Consider the following 17,687-nt stretch of genomic DNA (forward strand, 5'->3'; position numbering starts at 1 on the left):
TCAGCCGACGAACGGCGGGACGGCGATCTCGCCGCGGGCCACCGGCATGACGCCGCCGCTGACCGTGGCGCCGACGGCGACCCCGTCGACGGCGGTGACGGCGCAGGCCAGGAAGGAGGGGCGGCCGATCTCGACGCCCTGCCGGACGGCGTACTCCGCGCGGCCGTCGCCGGGGAGGAGGCCGCTGGCGACCAGCCACACGCCGAGCCCGAGGGCGGCCGACCCGGTGGCCGGGTCCTCCGGCACGCCGAGGCCGGGCACGAACACGCGGGCGTGCGCGGTTTGCGCCGCCGGGTCCCAGGAGAAGACGCTGATGTGCTCGATGCCGTACCGCTCCGCCGCCGACGCGTCCACCCGGGCACGGGCCACCGCGTCCGGGCGCACCGGCAGGTACGGGAACTCGAGTCCGCAGCCGGCCACCCGGGGGGCCGGGCCGGCGTGGTCCCCGGCGGTGAGACCGGCCATCTCCAGCAGCGGCTCCGGGTCCAGCTCCGGGCCGAGGGTGGGGACGCCGCCGGTCAGCGTGGCACCGGTGGCGGTCACCTCGATCGGCAGGACCCCGGCGCCGCACTCCTGGCTGACCTGCCCCACGCCGAACATCCCGCGCCGGCACGCGGTCACCGCCGCGCCGACGCTGGGGTGACCCGCGAACGGCAGCTCCTCGGCCGGGGTGAAGATCCGCGCACGGTAGGTGGCCCCGACCTGCGTGGGCGGCAGCACGAACACCGTCTCGGACAGGTTGAACTCCAGCGCGAGCGCCTGCATCTGTTCGGTGGCCAGCCCTTCGGCGCCGAACACCACCGCCAGCGGGTTGCCGGCGAAGGGGCGGTCGGTGAAGACGTCCACGATCTCGTAGGCCAAGGTCGACATGTTGATAAACAGTAGGCGCTTAGGCTGGTGGCCGTGAGCACGCCGAACCGGGTCTACATCGCCAGACTCGCCGGAGTCGCCGTCTTCGATCCCAACGGCGACCAGGTGGGACGGGTGCGGGACGCGGTGGCCCGGCTCCGGGCGACCCCGGGTCCGCCAGAGGTGGTGGGCCTGGTCGCGGAGATGCCGATGCGGCGGCGGATCTTCCTGTCCATCAACCGGGTCACCTCGATCGACCCCGGCGCCGTCGTGCTCGGCAGCGGCACGCTCAACCTGCGGCGGTTCGAGAAGCGGCCGAACGAGCTGCTGGTGCTGCAGGAGCTGCTGGACCGGCGGGTGCAGCTGGAGCCCGCGGGCCAGCCGGGCACGGTGGTCGACGTGGCGATGGAGTGCAACCGGGGCGGCGAGTGGTCGCTGACCCGGGTCGCGGTCCGGGAGCAGACCGGCCGGCTCAGCCGCCGGGGCCACCTGCACCAGGTGACGTGGGACCGGGTGCGCGGCCTGAACGGCATCAGCGGGGACCGGGGTACGGCCAACCTCCTCGCCGTCCTGGAGGACATGCGCCCGGCGGACCTGGCGAACGCCCTGCAGGACCTGCCGGACGCCCGGCGCAACGAGGTCGCGGCGGCGCTGGACGACGAGCGGCTGGCCGACGTGCTCAGCGAGCTGCCCGAGCACGACCAGGTGGAGATCCTCGCCGCGCTGGACCGGGAACGTGCCGCCGACGTACTGGAGGAGATGGACCCGGACGACGCGGCCGACCTGCTCAACGAGCTGCCCCCGCCGGAGCAGGACGTGCTGCTCGACCTGATGGAGCCGGACGAGGCCGACCCGGTGCGGCAGCTGCTGAAGTACAGCTCGGGCACGGCCGGCAGCGTGATGACCTCGGAGCCCGTGATCCTGCCCCCGGACGCCACGGTGGCCGAGGCGCTCGCGCGGATCCGCGAGGAGCAGCTCTCCCCGGCGGTGGCCGCGCAGGTCTTCGTGACCCGCGCGCCGATGACCACCCCGACCGGCCGGTACCTCGGCATGGTGCACTTCCAGCGGCTGCTCCGCGAACCCCCGGCGGACCTGCTCGGCGGGGTGGTGGTCAACGACATCGACCCGCTGCGCCCGACCACCCCGCTGCCGGAGATCACCCGCCGGATGGCCACCTACGACCTGGTCGCCATGCCAGTGGTGGACCGGAACAACCGGCTGGTCGGCGCCGTGACGGTGGACGACGTGCTGGACCACTCGCTGCCGCCGGACTGGCGGGAGCGGGACGCGGCGACCGTCCCCGCCCCCGCCGACGAGCTGCTGGACGGCGGGAATGAGTGAGCCGCGCCGGGCCGAACGGCTGGACCAGCCGCGCGAGCCCCGGGGCCTGAGGCTGCCCCGGATCGACCAGGAGGCGTTCGGCCGCTGGTCGGAGGGGATCGCCCGGAACATGGGCACGGCCATGTTCATCGTCTACATGACGCTGGTGATCGCGATCTGGTTCGCCTGGAACACCCTGGCCCCGACGAGCTGGCGGTTTGACCCGTACACCTTCACGTTCCTGACCCTGGTGCTGTCGTTGCAGGCGTCGTACGCGGCCCCGCTGATCCTGCTCGCGCAGAACCGGCAGGCCGACCGGGACCGGGTGGCGCTGGAGGAGGACCGGCGCCGGGCGACCATGCAGAAGGCCGACACCGAGTACCTGGCCCGGGAGATCGCCGCGCTGCGGATCGCGATGGGCGAGGTGGCGACGCGGGACTTCCTCCGCTCCGAGCTGGCCCGGCTGGCGGAGGAGCTGGACGAGGCGAACCAGCGGCGGCAGCGGCTGGAACGCCGGCAGCCGGACCGGACGTCGGCGCGCGGCGGGGAGCGGCCGCTCGACGAGCCGCGCGACGAGCTGGACGGCGACCTCCCCCGCGACGGTCGCCCGGAGGGGCCGGTCCGGGAGCACTGAGCCGCCCGGCACGTCCCCGATCGACTCGCTCACACCGGGCCCCGCCAGCGGCCGGCACGGACCAGCCCCGACGTAGCATTGCGGGCATGTCAGCACCCGTCAGCACCGTCGCGGACGCCGTCCAGGCCGCCCTGGCCACCGTCGACGACCCGGAGATCCGCCGGCCCATCACCGACCTCGGCATGGTCCGCTCCGCCCAGGTCGGCGACGACGGCGTGGTCCGGGTCGAGCTGCTGCTCACCGTCGCGGGCTGCCCGCTGAAGGAGAAGCTGCGCACGGACATCACCGCCGCCGTCGGCGCGGTGCCCGGGGTGACCGGGGTCGAGATCGAGTTCGGGGTGATGAGCCCGGAGCAGCGCCAGGCGCTCCAGTCGAAGCTGCGCGGCGGCGCCACGGAGGAGCCCGTCATCCCGTTCGCCCAGCCCGGCTCCCGCACCCGCGTGTACGCCGTGGCCAGCGGCAAGGGCGGCGTCGGCAAGTCCAGCGTCACGGTCAACCTGGCCGCCGCGCTGGCCGCCCGGGGGCTCTCCGTCGGCGTGGTCGACGCCGACATCTACGGCCACTCCGTGCCCCGGATGCTCGGCGCGGACGGCCGCCCCACCCGCGTCGAGGACATGATCATGCCGCCGCAGTCGCACGGCGTGAAGGTCATCTCGATCGGCATGTTCACCGCCGGCAACGCGGCGGTGGTCTGGCGCGGCCCGATGCTGCACCGGGCGTTGCAGCAGTTCCTCGCCGACGTGTACTGGGGCGACCTGGACGTGCTGCTGCTCGACCTGCCCCCGGGCACCGGCGACGTCGCCATCTCGCTGGCCCAACTGCTGCCGAACGCCGAGATCCTGGTGGTCACCACGCCCCAGGCGGCCGCCGCGGAGGTGGCCGAGCGGGCCGGTGCGATCGCGCTCCAGACCCACCAGCGCGTGGTCGGTGTCATCGAGAACATGTCCTGGCTGGAACTGCCGGACGGCTCCCGGATGGAGATCTTCGGCGCCGGCGGCGGCCGGGCCGTCGCCGAGTCGCTGACCCGGACCATCGGCGCCGAGGTGCCGCTGCTCGGCCAGGTCCCGCTGGACACCCGGGTCCGGGAGGCCGGCGACGCCGGCAACCCGGTCGTGCTCGCCGAGCCGGAGTCGCCGGCCGCGAAGGCCCTGGGCCAGGTCGCCGACCGGCTGGCGGTGCGCCGCGAGTCGCTGCTCGGCAAGCCGCTGGGTCTCAAGCCGGCTGGCCGCTGACGGGCGGGTCGCTGACGGCGGGTCGTCGCATGGGGTGGTTGCGGTGGGGTGGGGCCCGCCGTGACCGGCTCCGGGCGGTCAGGCTTGATCCCTGCGCCGGTCACGGCGGGCCCCACCCGGTCCGTACCGGGCGCTGTCCGTCGGTCCGTCGCGGTTCTGGGGACGCCCCCTACCCTATTCGCGTACGGGACGGGGGCCCGCTCCGTCCGGAGCGGGCCCCCGTTCTGAGGTCCTGGCTGGGGCTCAGGTGATGTCGTCGTAGCCGGCGGTCCGGGGGGCGGGAGCGGGCGCGCCGCCGCCCGAGGTGGCCGTGGTCGTCGGGCCGCCGGTCGGCCTGCGGATGTCCGCCGCCCTGGCCACGTCCTTCAGGTCGTTGTGCACGCCGCCGACATCGGCCTTCAGGCTGTCGTAGACCCCCTGGAGCGGCTTCCGGATCGCCTGCTCGTCCTCCTCGCTGAGCAGGTGCTTGCGGATGAACGCCTTCGGGTGCAGGTCCTCCAACTGGATGTCGGTGCCCAGCTCCCGGCTCAGGTCGCTGGTGGCGTTGCGCGCCATGTTGCGCAGGTTGCTCACCAGCCGCAGCCCGTCACCGATCACCTTGGGCAGCCGGTCGCCGAAGATCAGCAGCGCCAGGAGCAGCAGCGCGCCGATCTCCCACCAGTTCAGGTTCTCGAACACGCCACTGGCCTCCTCGTCGCCGTCACGCCAAGACTACGCACGTCGGAGCCGGTCGGGGAGGGGTGGCCGGCGCCCTACTTGGCGTCTGCGGCGAGGGTCACGGAGGCGTTCAGCCGGGCGGAACCCCGCCGATACTCCACGGTCACCACCGAGCCCGGCGCGAACTTGCGGACCAGGGCGATCAGGTCGGTGGGATCGGTCATCGGGCGGCCGTTGAGCCGCAGGATCACGTCCCCGGCCTTGAGCCCGGCCCCGGCCGCGGGCCCCGACGGTTCCACCGTCGCCAGGCGTACGCCGCCGGCGCCCGTGGCCGAGCCGGTGCCGCCCACCTGCGCGCCGATCACCGTACGGCGGGCCTTGCCGGTGCCGATGATGTCCTGGGTGACCCGCTTGGCCTGGTTGATCGGGATGGCGAAGGCGAGCCCGATGTTGCCGGCCTCCTGCCCGTCGGCCACCAGCGACTTGATCGTCGAGTTCACGCCGATCACGCGGCCGGCCGAGTCGACGAGCGGGCCGCCGGAGTTGCCGTGGTTCACCGCGGCGTCGGTCTGGATGGCCGCGTAGTAGCGCGTGGGGCCGCCCGGCTCGCCGGCCTGCATCGTCCGGTCGAGAGCGCTCACGATGCCCGCCGTCACCGTGTTCGCCAGCGACAGCGGCGAGCCGATCGCCAGCACCGGGTCGCCCACGGCCAGGGCGTCGGAGTCGCCGAACTCCACCGGCCGCAGGCCCGTCCGGGTCACCTTGATCACCGCGAGGTCGGACTCCGGGTCCTGCCCCACGACGCTGGCCGAGGCGGTGCTGCCGTCGTTGAACACCACCGTCGCCTTGCCGGTGCCGCCGGCGACGACGTGGTCGTTGGTGACCACGTGCCCCTCGGCGCTGACGATGAAGCCGGAACCCTCGCTCGTGCCGCCCATGCTCGCCACCCGGACGGTGACCACGCTGGGCAGCACCTTCTCGGCGACCCCGGCCAGCGACTCCGGCCGGCGCTGGGCGAGCGCGGGCGGGTCCGCCGGGTCGGCGCCGAGCACCGGCTGCCCGGTCACGCCGCCGCGCACCGCGAACGCGTACCCCAGGGCACCGCCGAGGGCGCTGGCGAGCAGCGCGGTGACCAGCGGAATCAGCAGCAGCTGCCGCAGCCGCGGCCGGCCCGGCGCGTCCGGGTCGGTGACCGGCTCGGGCTCCGTACCGGCGGCACCGACCGGGCCCGGGACGATCACCGCCGCCGGGGAGCGCGGGTCCCGCCACGGATCGGTGAGCGCGTCGGACCACCAGGGCGAGGTCGGTCCGCTCGGGGCGCCCGGGAACGTCGTCGGCCGTTCGGCCGGCGCCGCGCCCGACGCCGGCGGCGTCGGGCTTCCCCCTGGCTGACGCCAGTCCCAGCCGTCGGTCACGTCGTGCCTCCCAGTCGTCCCCGCATCCCTCGCCACGCGCCCGGCCCGGGTGGCCGGTCCCGACAACGGGGATGCCGCCTCCAGGATTGCACGAATGCCCCGAGCGCAGTCAGCGCTTGTCCGCATGATCGTCCGGCCGCAAACCACCCCGGCCGGGCCCGTTCCGCCGATGATCGTCGGGCACCGGACTCGCGGCTGCGTGCGTCCGGCCCCGCCTCTAGGCTCATAGCGCCAGCCCGCCCCTGACGGAGGTGTCCCATCGCCACGGCCGCCAGTTCCGGTAGTTCGCCGACGCAGGCGTTGCAGTTCGCCGAGTCGTACGTCACCGAGGACCTCGTACTGCGGACCGCCCGCAGCCTCGCCCACGAGGTCGGCCTCGACGCGGTGACCCCCGGCGCGGGCGCCGCGCTGCGGCTGCTCGCCGCCGCCGGTAGCGCGCGGGCGGTGGTGGAGATCGGCACCGGCACCGGCGTCAGCGGTGTCTGGCTGCTGCGCGGGATGCGCCCGGACGGCGTCCTCACCACCATCGACGTCGAGGTGGAGCACCAGCGGATCGCCCGCCGGATCTTCACGGAGGCCGGTTTCCCCGCCGGGCGTACCCGGATCATCACCGGCCGGGCGCTGGACGTCCTGCCCCGGCTGGCCGACGGCGCGTACGACCTGGTCTTCGTCGACGCGGAGTCGACCGGCTTCAACGCCTGCATGGACGCGGCGCTGCGGCTGCTGCGCCCGGGCGGGGTGCTCGTCCTCAACGGCGCACTGGCCGGGGGCCGGATCGGCGACCCGGCGGCGCGGGACGTGGAGACGGTCACCGTCCGGGAGGCCATCAAGGCGATCCGGGAGTCCGAGCACTGGATCCCCGCGCTACTCCCCCTCGGGCACGGCCTCCTGGCCGCCGTCAAGTGCTGACCCGCCCCGGCATGCTCCTGGTCAGGCGAGCGTGGCGAGCCAGCGGAGCAGGCCGCGGACGCCCCAGCCCGTGGCGCCCCGGCTCAGCTCCGCGTCGTCACGCTCGGCCCAGGACGGCGCGGACATGTCGACGTGCAGCCAGCGCTGCCGCAGGTCGCCGGTGAACTCGCGCAGGTACAGCGCGGCCACCACCGACCCCGCTCCCTGAGTGGGGGCGCTGTACAGGTCGGCGATGTCGCTGCGCAGGTACTGGACGTAGTCGGCCGGCAGCGGCATCCGCCACGCCGCCTCGCCGGCCGCGTCGATGGCGGCCAGCAGATCGGCGGCCAACTGGTCGTTCTCGCTGTACAGGGCGCCCGTCCGCGTGCCCAACGCGATCGCGTTCGCGCCGGTGAGGGTGGCCAGGTCGATCAGCAGGTCCGGCTTGAGGTCGGCGACGGCGTACGCGAGCGCGTCGGCGAGCACCAGCCGCCCCTCGGCGTCGGAGTTGGTGGTCTCGCTCGTGACGCCGCCGTAGTGCCGGACGACGTCGCCGGGGCGGAACGCCGACCCGCTGACCATGTTCTCCGCCAGCGGCGTCAGGGTGGTGACCCGGACCGGCAGCCGCAGCGCGGCGGCGCCCAGCGTCGCGGCGACCACGGCGGCGGCGCCGGCCATGTCCTTGCGCATCAGCTTCATCGCGTCTCTGGGCTTGATGGAGATGCCGCCGGTGTCGAACGTGATCCCCTTGCCGACCAGGACCACGTGCGTGCGCGCCCCCACCGGCCGCCAGTCCAGCTCGACCAGCCGCGGCCCGCTGGCCGAACCGCCGCCGACGGCGAGGATGCCGCCGAAGCCCTCGGCCGCCAGCTCGTCCGGCTGCCGGACCCGCAGGTGCAGGTCAGGCTCGCCGGCCGCGGCCGCCTCCACCTGCTCGGCGAACCACTGCGGGTTCTTCACGGACGACGGGGTGTTGGTCAGGTCCCGGGCCAGACGCGTCATCCGGGCCGTGACGACGGCGGCCTCGACCGCCTCGTCGTACGCGGCGGGGTCGGTCACCACGACGTCGACGCCGGTCAGCGTCGGCGCCTCGTCGGCCGCCCGCAGCCGGAACCGGTACGACGCCAGCAGCAGCCCCTCGACGAGGCCGCGCACCGAGGCGGCCGGGGCGCCGCCCGGCACCGCGACAGTGACGTGCGTCTCATCCGCGGCCGACCGGGCCAGCGCCGCGCCCGCCGCCCGCCAGCCGCGCTCGTCCGCCTCGCCCACCCCGGCCAGCAGCAGCCGGCCGGGGGTGCGCCCCGGTCGCAGGTGTACGTGCACCTCGCCGGCCCGCCCCGTGGCCCGGGCGGCGGGAACCAGGGCAGCCGCCTCGGCCAGCAGCTCGTCGGCGACGGCCGGCAGGCTCGACTCCAGCGTGGCCCGGGGACCGTCGCCCTCGGCATTCCCGGTGGGCCGGATGGGCAGGACCAGAGCATCGGGCCGCTCGGGCGCGGTCACCAGACGGATGGCCAACACGCTGGACCGTACCTCCAGAAAAGTCGGAAAAAGCGGGGGCTCGCCCACCAGGCCGGCCGCCCGCGGCGGTGAAGGCCCTGAGCCACCGGCCGGGCCGGTGGCTCAGGGACGTATGGACCGTCCGCTCGACGAACGCCGCCCGGACCGCTTCTCGGTCAGCCGGCGGCTGCCTTCAGCGCGTCACCGAGCGCGTTGGCCTCGTCGGGAGTCATCTCGACGACGAGCCGGCCACCACCCTCCAGCGGGACCCGCATGACGATGCCCCGGCCCTCCTTGGTGACTTCCAGCGGACCGTCGCCCGTCCGCGGCTTCATCGCCGCCATGTTGTCTCCCCTCAGACCTACACCAGGGTCGGTGGGTTGCCCCACAGCCTCTTCGCAACACCCGCCGCAACGTGCGGGGGCGCCGACCAACGATTTTCCCTGATGAACACCGCCGGACCCAAACCGAAGCAGCATTGATGTAACAGCACCTAGCATATCTTGAGAAAGCCTGTCACAATGTGCGGTCATGCAGGCACGGTCGGCACTCTTCGACCTGTACGGCGACCACCTCCGGGCGCGGGGTGGCCGCGCGCCGGTCGCGGCCCTGGTCAAGCTACTCGCGCCGCTCGGGATCGCACCCCCGGCGGTGCGGACGGCGGTCAGTCGGATGGTCCGCCAGGGTTGGCTGGACCCCCTCCGCCTGCCCTCCGGACCGGGATATTCGATCACGGCGAAGGCGGCCCGGCGGCTCGACGAGGCGGCCGCCCGCGTCTACCGCACCGGCCGGGTCAGCTGGGACGGGCGGTTCGATCTGCTCGTCCTGGAGGCCCCCACCCCGCGGCGGGACCGGCAGCGGCTCGCCGCCATGCTCAGCTTCCTCGGCTACGGCGCCCTCGACGAGCAGACCTGGGTGGGCACCCGCCCCGCCGAGGACATCGACGTCCTGCTGGAGGAGGCGGGCGTGCGGTACGAGCGGTTCACCGCCGCGCACGCCGCGGGCACCCCCGGCGCGATGGGAGTGGTCCGCCGGGCCTGGGACCTCGCCGAGATCGGACACGCCTACGAACGGTTCGTCGACGAGCAGCGCCCACTGCTGGCCGGGGTGACCGCCCGGAGCAGCGACGAGGAGGCGTACGCCGCCCGGTTCCGGCTCGTGCACGCGTGGCGTACCTTCCTGTTCCGGGACCCCCAGCTGCCGCCGGCGTTGCTGCCCGACCGCTGGCCCGGCACCGCCGCGGCCAGCTTCTTCGACCGGCACGCGACCCGGCTGCGTCCGGCCGCCGACCGGTACGTCGAGCAGTGCCTCGACGCCACGAACCGCATCGCCCGACAGAAGGGTCGTTAGAGAGTGACCGAGCCGCTGCTGGTCGACCGCACCGACGCCGTCGTCACCCTGACGCTGAACCGCCCGACGGCGATGAACTCGCTCGACGTGGCGCTGAAGGAGGCGCTGCGGGACACCCTGGCCGAGCTGGAGGCCGACCGGGCCTGCCGGGCCGTGGTGCTCGCCGGCGCGGGCGGCTCGTTCAGCGCCGGCCAGGACCTGCGTGAGCACGTGCAGACCCTCGAATCGGGGACGCCGGACCCGCTGCGGACGGTGCGGGCCCACTACAACCCGATCGCCGCCCGGCTGGCCAACCTGCCCAAGCCGGTGGTCGCCGCGGTCCGGGGCATGGCCGCCGGGGCGGGCGCGTCGCTGGCCTTCCTGGCCGACTTCCGCATCGGCGGGCCGGGCACGCGCTTCCTGATGGCCTTCGCCGGGGTGGGACTCGCCGCCGACACCGGCGCCTCCTGGACGCTGCCCCGGCTGGTCGGCCACGCCAAGGCCGTCGAACTGCTGATGCTCGCCGAGCCGGTGCGCGCCGAGGAGGCCAACCGGCTCGGCCTGCTGACCAGGCTGGTCGACGACGACGAGCAGGTGCTGCCGACCGCGCAGGAGCTGGCCGCCCGGCTCGCCGCGGGCCCCACCGTCGCGTACGGGGCGATCAAGCGGCAGCTCTCCATCGCCGACGCGGGCACCCTGGCCGACGCGCTGGCCGCCGAGGCCCAGGCCCAGTCCATCTGCGGCGCCACGGCGGATCACCGCGACGCGACGCTGGCCTTCGTCAACAAGCAGAAGCCGACCTTCGCCGGCCACTGAGGCCCGTCGCCCAGCCGTTGCGGGCGCGGGCTCCGGCGCGCGGCCGGTCAGCGGCCACGGCCACCGTCGCTGGCACCCGGCCGGTCAGCGGCACGCGGCCACCCTCGTCGGCATGCGGCCGGTCGGCGGCATTCGCCCGTCGGCGGACGCGGCTCTCGCGGGCGGGCGCCGTCAGCGGGCCACGTAGCCGCCGTCGACCGGAATGGTGTGGCCGGTGATCCAGGCCGCGTCGTCGGAGGCGAGGAAGAGCACGACTCCGGCCACGTCGTCCGGGGTGGGGATGCCCGGTTTCGGGTTGAACGACTCCATCTGCCGCCGCATCTGCGCCGGGTCCGGCGCGCTGTCGATGAAGTGCTCGACGAGCGGGGTCATCACGACCGTCGGGGCCACCGCGTTGACCCGGACACCCCGGGCGGCGTACTCGACGGCGGCGGACCGGGTCAGACCCAGGATGCCGGCCTTCGTGAAGGTGTACGGGGAGATGTTCTCCTGGGCGGCCAACGCAGTCGTGGAGGACGTGTTGACGATCGCTCCCCCGCCGTTGCGCAGCAGCGCCGCGATGCCGTACCTGAGGACGAAGAAGACGCCGTCGCCGTTGACCCGGCGGACCCGTTCCCAGTTCGCCACGTCCATCTCGTGCAGCGGCTGCTGCTCGCCGTCGATCCCGGCGTTGTTGAAGATCACGTCGAGCCGGCCGTACCGGTCGACGGCCTCCGCGACGGCCCGCTCGACCGACCCGGCGTCGCCGGTGTCGACGGTGACCGCGTGGGCGTCCGCCAGGCCGTCGGCCACCCGCCGCACCCCCTCGGCGTCGATGTCGGCGATCACCACCCGCGCCCCCTCGGCGGCGAACCGCCGCGCGGCGGCCTCGCCGAGCCCGGAGGCACCGCCGGTGACGAAGACGACCCTGCCCTGGAACCGCATCGGCCCTCCCTGCTGGGCCGGCGCGGGCCGACCCGACACCGGGCCCGTTACCCAGCCGGGGTCGGGTTAGTCGCGGGGTCAGTCGTCCTCCTCCGGGTCCTGGTTCGCCTCCGCACCCAGCACGTACGCCTGCATGGCCAGCTCGTCGCCGGCCGGTGAGACGAACGCGGGCAGTTCCCGCGGGCCGAGATCCCGCACGTACGACCAGAACAGCCGGACCGCCTCCGCCCGGGTGGCCGCCTCGACCGGGATGTCCACGCTGACCAGCCAGGACCGGCGGGCCGGCGGCGGGCCGAGCCGCTCGGCCAATTCCCGGTACGCGGCGGCGGGCAGCGGGGAGACGGGCCCCTCGATCGCCAGCCCCTCGGCCGACACCGGCTCGTCGAAGATCCGCCGGGTGTACGTCACCACGAGTGCCCCGGGGGCCGGGTCGGACTGCGGGTCGTCCGGGTCCTCCCGGCGCTCGACGGTGGGCCGGGCGACCCGCCCGAGGGCCACCAGCCGCAGCGGCTCCTCGACCAGCACCGCCACCGGGTCACCGGGGCGGGGGCCCGGGCCGGACGGCCCGCCCGGAGCCTCGATCCCGGTCAGCTCCAGCGTGTCGTGGTGGACGAGCCGCTCGGCGTCGTACCGGCCCGGGGGAAGGACCACGGCCCAGGCGCCGTCGCCCCGCCCACCGTCGCCCCGGGCGGGGCTCGCGCCGCTCACGCGGTGGTCGGTGTCCGTCATGCGCCCAATCCCATCACGCCGGCCCGGCGGCGGCGACGTGGCAGCCGGCCAGGTGGTCGTCGACCATCCCCGTGGCCTGCATCAGCGCGTATGCCGTCGTGGGACCCACGAACCGGAAGCCGCGCTTCTTCAGCGCCTTGGCCATGGCGGTGGACTCGGGGGTCAGCGCCGGCACGTCGGCGAACGACTCCGGCCGGGCGGCGCGGGGCGGCGGCGCGTACGACCAGAGCAGGGCGGAGAGACCGTCGGGCAACTCCAGCGCGACCCGGGCGTTGGCGATCGCCGCCTCGATCTTGGACCGGTTGCGGACGATCCCGGCGTCGGCGAGCAGCCGGGCCACGTCGGCCTCGCCGTAGCCGGCCACCTTCTCGATCCGGAACTCGTCGAAGGCCAGCCGGAAGGCGGGGCGCTTGCGCAGGATGGTCAGCCAGGACAGCCCCGACTGGAACGCCTCCAGGGTCATCCGCTCGTAGAGCGCGTCGTCGCCGTGCAGCGGCCGGCCCCACTCGCTGTCGTGGTAGACGGCGTAGTCGGGGGTGCTCGCCCCCCAGGCGCAGCGGGACAGCCCGTCGGCGCCGATCACCAGGTCAGTCACGGCGTACACGCTAGTGCGGGACGCCGACAGCGGGCCGCCGTGGCGGTCATGTGGGGGTGTCCGACCCGCCGGGACACCGCCACGTCGCCGGACCGGGGTGATCCGCCGGCCGGCGGCCCGCCCGTCAGGGCAGGCGGCCCTGTTCGACGAGCCGGCCGAACTTCCGCAGCGCCTGGTTCAGGCTGATCTTGGAGCCGGGCCACAGCACCGGCCAGGCCACCCGCCCGGCCGTGCCACCCGGCAGGTGGAACCACTCGTGCCAGACCACCTGGGTGCGGCCGCCCTCGATCGGGGTGCAGCGCAGCACGCCGGGCCCGCGCAGCAGCTTGCCGCAGTGCACCACGCCGACCTCGTAGGGCGCGTCGACGCGGACCACCCGCATCTCGTCCCGCAGGACGGCGGGACCGATCGCGGTGACCGCCTCCACGACGCTGCCCTCACCGCCGTCCCCCTCGACCACCCGGACGGTGGTGAACGGGATCCAGTCGGACTGCCGCTCCCAGGCCGTGAGGGCGGCGAAGACCCGGTCGGCCGGGGCGTTGACGATCACGGTGGCGGTGACCTCGCCGGCCCCGGGATGGGCGGCCTCGCCGAGGCCGTCGGCGTCGGCCGGCCCCGTCACGCCGGCTCCGGCCGGACCGCCGGCCCGCGCCCGCCCGCCGCGTCGGACACGCCCTCGGCGGGCGCCTCCACACCGGCCGCCGCCCCGGTCACAGCAGGCGCCTCCGCCTCGGCGGGCGTCCCGGTCGCAACCCTCGTCTCCGCGCCCGGCGGTGCCTCGGCCACGGGGTTCGTCTCCGCACCCGGCGGCGCCTCGGCCCCAGCGGGCACGTCGGCTTCCGCACCCGGCCGCGCCTCGGCCACGGCGGTCGCTTCCGCAGCCGGCCGCGCCTCGGCCACGGCGTTCGTCTCCGCACCCGGCGGTGTCTCGGCCCCAGCGGGCACGTCGGCTTCCGCAGCCGGCCGCGTCTCGGCCACGGCGGTCGCTTCCGCAGCCGGCCGCGCCTCGGCCACGGCGTTCGTCTCCGCACCCGGCGGTGTCTCGGCCCCAGCGGGCACGTCGGCTTCCGCACCCGGCCGCGTCTCGGCCACGGCGTTCGTCTCCGCACCCGGCGGTGTCTCGGCCACGGCGGGCGCGTCGGCGGCGTTCGCCTCCCGATCCGCGGATGTCTCGGCGGCCAACCCGGCGTCCCGCCGGTCGGCCCCGGCCGCGTCCGCCACGGCGGCGGGGGCGGGGGCGGCGGGTTCGGCGACGGCTGCCGCCTGCTCGCGGGTGCGGCGCAGTGCGTCGGCGTCCGCGACACGCCCCTCGCGCAACGCGGTGACCTCCGCCTCCAGCACGCCGATCAGCTCCGACTTGTACCCGATGTCGTAGGCCGCCCGGCGCAGCGCCTGGTCGACCTGGGCCATCCGGTACCCGCGCAGCGCCGTGTCGAAACGAACGCCCCCGATGTCCGACTCGTGCAACGGTCGGCTGGCCGGCAGGGGAACCGCCCGCCCGTCGGGCTCGGCCGGCACAAGGCCGGGATCACGGCCGGTGACCAGCACCGTCACCCCGAACACCACCGCCGCGACCGTGAGGGCGACGACCAGCAGGAGCAGCACCTGACCCATGGAAGAGATCGTGGCACGCGGACGGGCCGGGAGCGAACCCGCCGGGCGGTCCCGCCGCGGATCCGTACGCGGGACGTGCCGGGCGGGCCGGCCGCCGGCCGACCGGTTAGCGTCGGGGCCGACCGGTTAGCGTCGGGGGCGGCCGGGGCGCCCGGCCGACGGCGGCAGGGACGGGAGGCGGGCATGGCGGGAGCGCTTCGGCTCGGGAGTCGTACGTTCGCACCCGGCGAGCTGGTCGTGATGGCGATCGTCAACCGCACCCCGGACTCCTTCTTCGACCGGGGAGCCACCTTCGCCGCGGACAGCGCCCTGCGCGCGGTCGAGCGGGCCGTGGCCGAGGGCGCGGAGATCGTCGACATCGGCGGCGTCAAGGCCGGCCCCGGCGACGAGGTGGACGTGGCGGAGGAGATCCGCCGGACCGTCGACACCATCGCCGCCGTGCGGGCCGCCTTCCCGGACGTGGTGATCTCCATCGACACCTGGCGGGCCGAGGTGGCGGTCGAGGCGGTCGCGGCCGGCGCCGACCTGCTCAACGACACCTGGTCCGGAGCGGACCCGGCGCTGGCCCGGGTCGCCGCCGAGACCGGCGCCGGCCTGGTCTGTTCGCACGCCGGCGGGCTCGCGCCGCGCACCCGCCCGCACCGCGCGGCCTTCGACGACGTGGTGGCCGACGTGGTCGCGACCGTGACCGGCCTCGCCGAGCGCGCGGTCGCCCTGGGGGTACGCCCCGACGGCATCCTGATCGACCCGGCGCACGACTTCGGCAAGAACACCCGGCACTCGCTGGAGATCACCCGCCGCCTCGACGAGCTCACCGGCACGGGCTGGCCGCTGCTCGTCGCGCTGTCGAACAAGGACTTCGTCGGGGAGACACTGGACCTGCCGGTCGCGGAACGGCTGGAGGGCACGCTCGCGGCGACGGCGGTGTCGGCGTGGCTGGGCGCCCGGGTGTTCCGGGCGCACCAGGTGCTGCCGACCCGCCGTGTGCTGGACATGGTCGCGTCCATCCGGGGCGACCGCCCGCCGGCCCGCACCCGGCGCGGCCTGGCCTGACCGCCGCCAGCACCGCGCGATCGGTCGCCGCGCGGGTCAGGCCGGCGCGCGGGTCAGGCCGGCGCGCGGGTCAGGCCGGCGCGCGGGTCAGGCCGACGCGGGTCAGGCGCGGACCCGGCCGACGCGGGTCAGGCCCAGCGGAGGATGTTCTTCCGCCAGGCGTAGAGGATGCCGAGCGCCAGCACGGCCACGAAGACGCCCATCTCGGCGACGGTCACCAGCCCGAACCCGGGCCGGTCGAAGACGACCGCCCAGGGAAAGAGGAACACGGCCTCCACCGCGAACAGCACGTACAGGTATGCGTACACGTAGTAGCGGATCTGCATCTGCGCCCAGTCGCCGCCGACCGGGTCGAGTCCGCACTCGTAGCTCGTCCGCTTGCCGGGGGGATCAGCCGGACGGCTGGGTTGTAACACCCGATTGGCCGAAAACGCTGTAACGAAGAAGAGAACGCTGGCGAGCAGCAACAGCCCGAGCGTCGCGTACGAGCCCAGGTAACCGGTCACGGTGGGTCAGCCTACCGGCCGCACACCCGGTTTCGCACCGAGCACGGTGCGGGGTTGTTTCCCGGCGGGACCAGCACCACGCACCAACTGTTGCCGAAAATTGAACGTACTCCTGGTCACGGAGGACACATGGCCCGCGTGGACGTACGGCCCGCCCGACAGCCGGCCGGGCGACGTGTCGCGTCGCTGCTCACCGCGTCCCTCGCGATCGGCGCGCTGGCCGCCGTCGCGGCCCCGGCCGGCCAGGGGGGCGCCCCACGGCCGGCGGCCGCTGTGGCGGCGGCGACCGACCCGGCCGGGGAGCCGGTCGGCGGCACGCCGGGCGAGCCCTCCCCGACGGACCCCACGCCCAGCGCCCCGCCGTCGACCCTGCCGCCTCCGGAGACGAGCGCCCCCGCGCCCACGCCGACCGAGCCGCCCGAGGCGACTGCCGCACCCTCCACCGGCGCCCCGACCACCACCGCCGCACCGCCGCCCGCGACCTCCCCGACGCCCGGCGCGGACCGGCCCGCGCCGGGCCGGCTCGGCGTCCGGGTCACGACCCAGGACGTGCGGCTGACCGAGGCGTACTGGAGCGCCCGGAGCACCACGACCACCCTCCGCGTCACCGTCACCAACACGGGCGAGGTCGCGGCGCGGATGCGCCTGGCGTACGCGCTGCCACCCGGCGTCACCGACGCCGGCACGGCCGGCTGCGCCCCGGCGGGCGGCGGCGACCACCGCTGCGGCGCGTGGGAGACCGCGCCCGGCGCGCGGTTCAGCACCCTGCTCCGGGTACGGGTCGACGGCGCCGCCTGGCACCGGATGCCGCTCAACGGCACGGTCCGGGTGAGCGCGAGCGCCCCCGGGGCGCCCGGCTCGGCCGACGACAGGGAAGGCTTCGCGGTGCTCTTCCCGCCCGGCCCGCCCGTGCCCGGCATCGCGTTGCGGGCGGGCGAGGTGGCCTTCGACATCGGCGGAAACGCGAGCGAGCTGGACGTCCGGCTCGGCAACACCGGCCGGGTCGACGCCGCCGGCCGCATCGAGGTCGTGCTGCCGCCCGGCGTCAGCGTCCCCGCCCCGCCCGCGGGCTGCGCCGCGGTCAGCGCCACCCGTACCCGGTGCGACGTCGGCACCGTGCCGTCCGGCGAAGCCGCCACCCTGCGACTGGCGGTGGCGGCGACCGCCGAAGCCCAGCGCGCCGCGCCGCTGGCCGGCGCGGTGGTCGGCCGGCTCGACCCCCGCGGCGGCCGGGCCCGGCAGGTACAGATGAGCTTCCGGATCACCGCGGCAGCGGCGCTGGAGACCTCGGTCGCCACGCCCGCCCCGGTCGGTTCGCAGGGGCTGATCGCCGCCGCCGGCCCGGCCGCCTTCGGCGCGGGTGGCTCGGTACGGCAGGCCGCCGTCGCCCTGATCGCGGTCTCCGGCCTGCTGGTCGCGCTGGCGCTCGGGCTGGCCGTCGCCTCGCTGCGCCGCCGCCTGGCCGCTCCGGGCGATCCCGCGCCGCCCCCGGTCCCCTCGGACTGATCCGGTCCGGCCCGCCCGTTCCCGGCCGGTACGTCGGCAACGGGCACCCGGTAGGCGGCACGGCGACCGGATCGACGCGCGATCGAGGCCTGATCGATATCCGGTGATTCTGCTTACGGCCGC

At 75.3% G+C, this 17,687-nt stretch carries 18 protein-coding genes and 1 pseudogene; 8 read left to right on the forward strand and 11 right to left on the reverse strand.

Annotated elements, in window-relative coordinates:
- Complete coding sequence (locus ABGB16_RS17345; RefSeq protein WP_347669109.1) at positions 1-870, reverse strand: PhzF family phenazine biosynthesis protein; 870 nt, start codon at positions 868-870, stop codon at positions 1-3.
- A 33-nt stretch (positions 871-903) separates the two neighbouring features.
- On the opposite strand from ABGB16_RS17345, the gene ABGB16_RS17350 reads away from it, so the two are divergent.
- From ABGB16_RS17350 to ABGB16_RS17360, 3 genes are all read left to right on the forward strand, one after another.
- Positions 904-2,190: a CBS domain-containing protein gene (locus tag ABGB16_RS17350; RefSeq protein ID WP_347669110.1), complete on the forward strand. Its 1,287-nt coding sequence runs from the start codon at positions 904-906 to the stop codon at positions 2,188-2,190.
- Positions 2,183-2,803: a DUF1003 domain-containing protein gene (locus ABGB16_RS17355; RefSeq protein WP_347669111.1), complete on the forward strand. Its 621-nt coding sequence runs from the start codon at positions 2,183-2,185 to the stop codon at positions 2,801-2,803. Before ABGB16_RS17350 ends, ABGB16_RS17355 begins: the two co-directional genes overlap by 8 nt.
- An 86-nt stretch (positions 2,804-2,889) precedes the next feature.
- Entirely contained in the window at positions 2,890-4,035 is a 1,146-nt protein-coding gene (locus ABGB16_RS17360; RefSeq protein WP_347669112.1) for a P-loop NTPase, read from the forward strand.
- Positions 4,036-4,278: 243 nt separating this feature from the next.
- On the opposite strand, the gene ABGB16_RS17365 is transcribed toward ABGB16_RS17360, so the two are convergent.
- Both ABGB16_RS17365 and ABGB16_RS17370 read right to left on the reverse strand, forming a co-directional pair.
- Positions 4,279-4,713: a preprotein translocase subunit TatB gene (locus ABGB16_RS17365; protein WP_347669113.1), complete on the reverse strand. Its 435-nt coding sequence runs from the start codon at positions 4,711-4,713 to the stop codon at positions 4,279-4,281.
- 74 nt (positions 4,714-4,787) lie between these two features.
- Positions 4,788-6,107, reverse strand: coding sequence for a trypsin-like peptidase domain-containing protein (locus tag ABGB16_RS17370; RefSeq protein ID WP_347669114.1), 1,320 nt, complete (start codon positions 6,105-6,107; stop codon positions 4,788-4,790).
- A gap of 300 nt (positions 6,108-6,407) precedes the next feature.
- On the opposite strand from ABGB16_RS17370, the gene ABGB16_RS17375 reads away from it, so the two are divergent.
- A complete protein-coding gene (locus ABGB16_RS17375; RefSeq protein WP_347669115.1) occupies positions 6,408-7,016 on the forward strand; it encodes an O-methyltransferase in 609 nt (202 codons plus the stop codon).
- A 21-nt stretch (positions 7,017-7,037) separates the two neighbouring features.
- Here ABGB16_RS17375 and ABGB16_RS17380 read toward each other — a convergent pair whose 3' ends face one another.
- Together ABGB16_RS17380 and ABGB16_RS17385 are read right to left on the reverse strand one after the other, a co-directional pair.
- Positions 7,038-8,513, reverse strand: coding sequence for a leucyl aminopeptidase family protein (locus ABGB16_RS17380; protein WP_347669116.1), 1,476 nt, complete (start codon positions 8,511-8,513; stop codon positions 7,038-7,040).
- Positions 8,514-8,668: 155 nt separating this feature from the next.
- A complete protein-coding gene (locus ABGB16_RS17385; protein WP_007455245.1) occupies positions 8,669-8,836 on the reverse strand; it encodes a DUF3117 domain-containing protein in 168 nt (55 codons plus the stop codon).
- A 187-nt stretch (positions 8,837-9,023) separates the two neighbouring features.
- Here ABGB16_RS17385 and ABGB16_RS17390 point away from each other — a divergent pair, with 187 nt between their 5' ends.
- Together ABGB16_RS17390 and ABGB16_RS17395 are read left to right on the forward strand one after the other, a co-directional pair.
- Positions 9,024-9,842: a PaaX family transcriptional regulator C-terminal domain-containing protein gene (locus ABGB16_RS17390; RefSeq protein WP_347669117.1), complete on the forward strand. Its 819-nt coding sequence runs from the start codon at positions 9,024-9,026 to the stop codon at positions 9,840-9,842.
- A 3-nt stretch (positions 9,843-9,845) separates the two neighbouring features.
- A complete protein-coding gene (locus ABGB16_RS17395; protein WP_347669118.1) occupies positions 9,846-10,637 on the forward strand; it encodes an enoyl-CoA hydratase-related protein in 792 nt (263 codons plus the stop codon).
- A 171-nt stretch (positions 10,638-10,808) separates the two neighbouring features.
- Here the strand turns inward: ABGB16_RS17395 and ABGB16_RS17400 are convergent, their stop codons facing one another.
- The 5 genes and pseudogenes from ABGB16_RS17400 to ABGB16_RS17420 form a co-directional block, all read right to left on the reverse strand.
- The gene (locus ABGB16_RS17400; RefSeq protein ID WP_347669119.1) at positions 10,809-11,561 is read right to left on the reverse strand and encodes a glucose 1-dehydrogenase; all 753 of its coding nucleotides are present in this window, start codon (positions 11,559-11,561) and stop codon (positions 10,809-10,811) included.
- A gap of 78 nt (positions 11,562-11,639) precedes the next feature.
- Complete coding sequence (locus ABGB16_RS17405) at positions 11,640-12,290, reverse strand: hypothetical protein (RefSeq protein WP_347669120.1); 651 nt, start codon at positions 12,288-12,290, stop codon at positions 11,640-11,642.
- A gap of 13 nt (positions 12,291-12,303) precedes the next feature.
- The gene (locus ABGB16_RS17410; RefSeq protein ID WP_347669121.1) at positions 12,304-12,885 is read right to left on the reverse strand and encodes a DNA-3-methyladenine glycosylase I; all 582 of its coding nucleotides are present in this window, start codon (positions 12,883-12,885) and stop codon (positions 12,304-12,306) included.
- Positions 12,886-13,009: 124 nt separating this feature from the next.
- Positions 13,010-13,507, reverse strand: coding sequence for an SRPBCC family protein (locus ABGB16_RS17415; RefSeq protein WP_347669122.1), 498 nt, complete (start codon positions 13,505-13,507; stop codon positions 13,010-13,012).
- Positions 13,508-14,127: 620 nt separating this feature from the next.
- Positions 14,128-14,499: pseudogene (locus tag ABGB16_RS17420) on the reverse strand (DivIVA domain-containing protein); the annotation flags it as partial.
- A 183-nt stretch (positions 14,500-14,682) separates the two neighbouring features.
- Between ABGB16_RS17420 and folP the strand changes: the two are divergent.
- On the forward strand, positions 14,683-15,552 hold the full coding sequence (gene folP, locus ABGB16_RS17425) for a dihydropteroate synthase (protein ID WP_347669123.1): 870 nt from the start codon (positions 14,683-14,685) through the stop codon (positions 15,550-15,552).
- A 128-nt stretch (positions 15,553-15,680) separates the two neighbouring features.
- Here the strand turns inward: folP and ndhC are convergent, their stop codons facing one another.
- Positions 15,681-16,058, reverse strand: a complete 378-nt coding sequence (ndhC, locus tag ABGB16_RS17430; RefSeq protein WP_347669124.1) for an NADH-quinone oxidoreductase subunit A — start codon at positions 16,056-16,058, stop codon at positions 15,681-15,683.
- 129 nt (positions 16,059-16,187) lie between these two features.
- Between ndhC and ABGB16_RS17435 the strand changes: the two genes are divergently transcribed.
- Positions 16,188-17,564 carry a hypothetical protein gene (locus ABGB16_RS17435; protein ID WP_347669125.1) on the forward strand — a complete coding sequence of 459 codons (1,377 nt, stop codon included), beginning with the start codon at positions 16,188-16,190 and terminating at the stop codon, positions 17,562-17,564.
- The last annotated feature ends 123 nt before the right edge of the window (positions 17,565-17,687 follow it).

The sequence above is a fragment of the Micromonospora sp. B11E3 genome (assembly GCF_039871625.1).
GTDB lineage: Bacteria > Actinomycetota > Actinomycetes > Mycobacteriales > Micromonosporaceae > Micromonospora.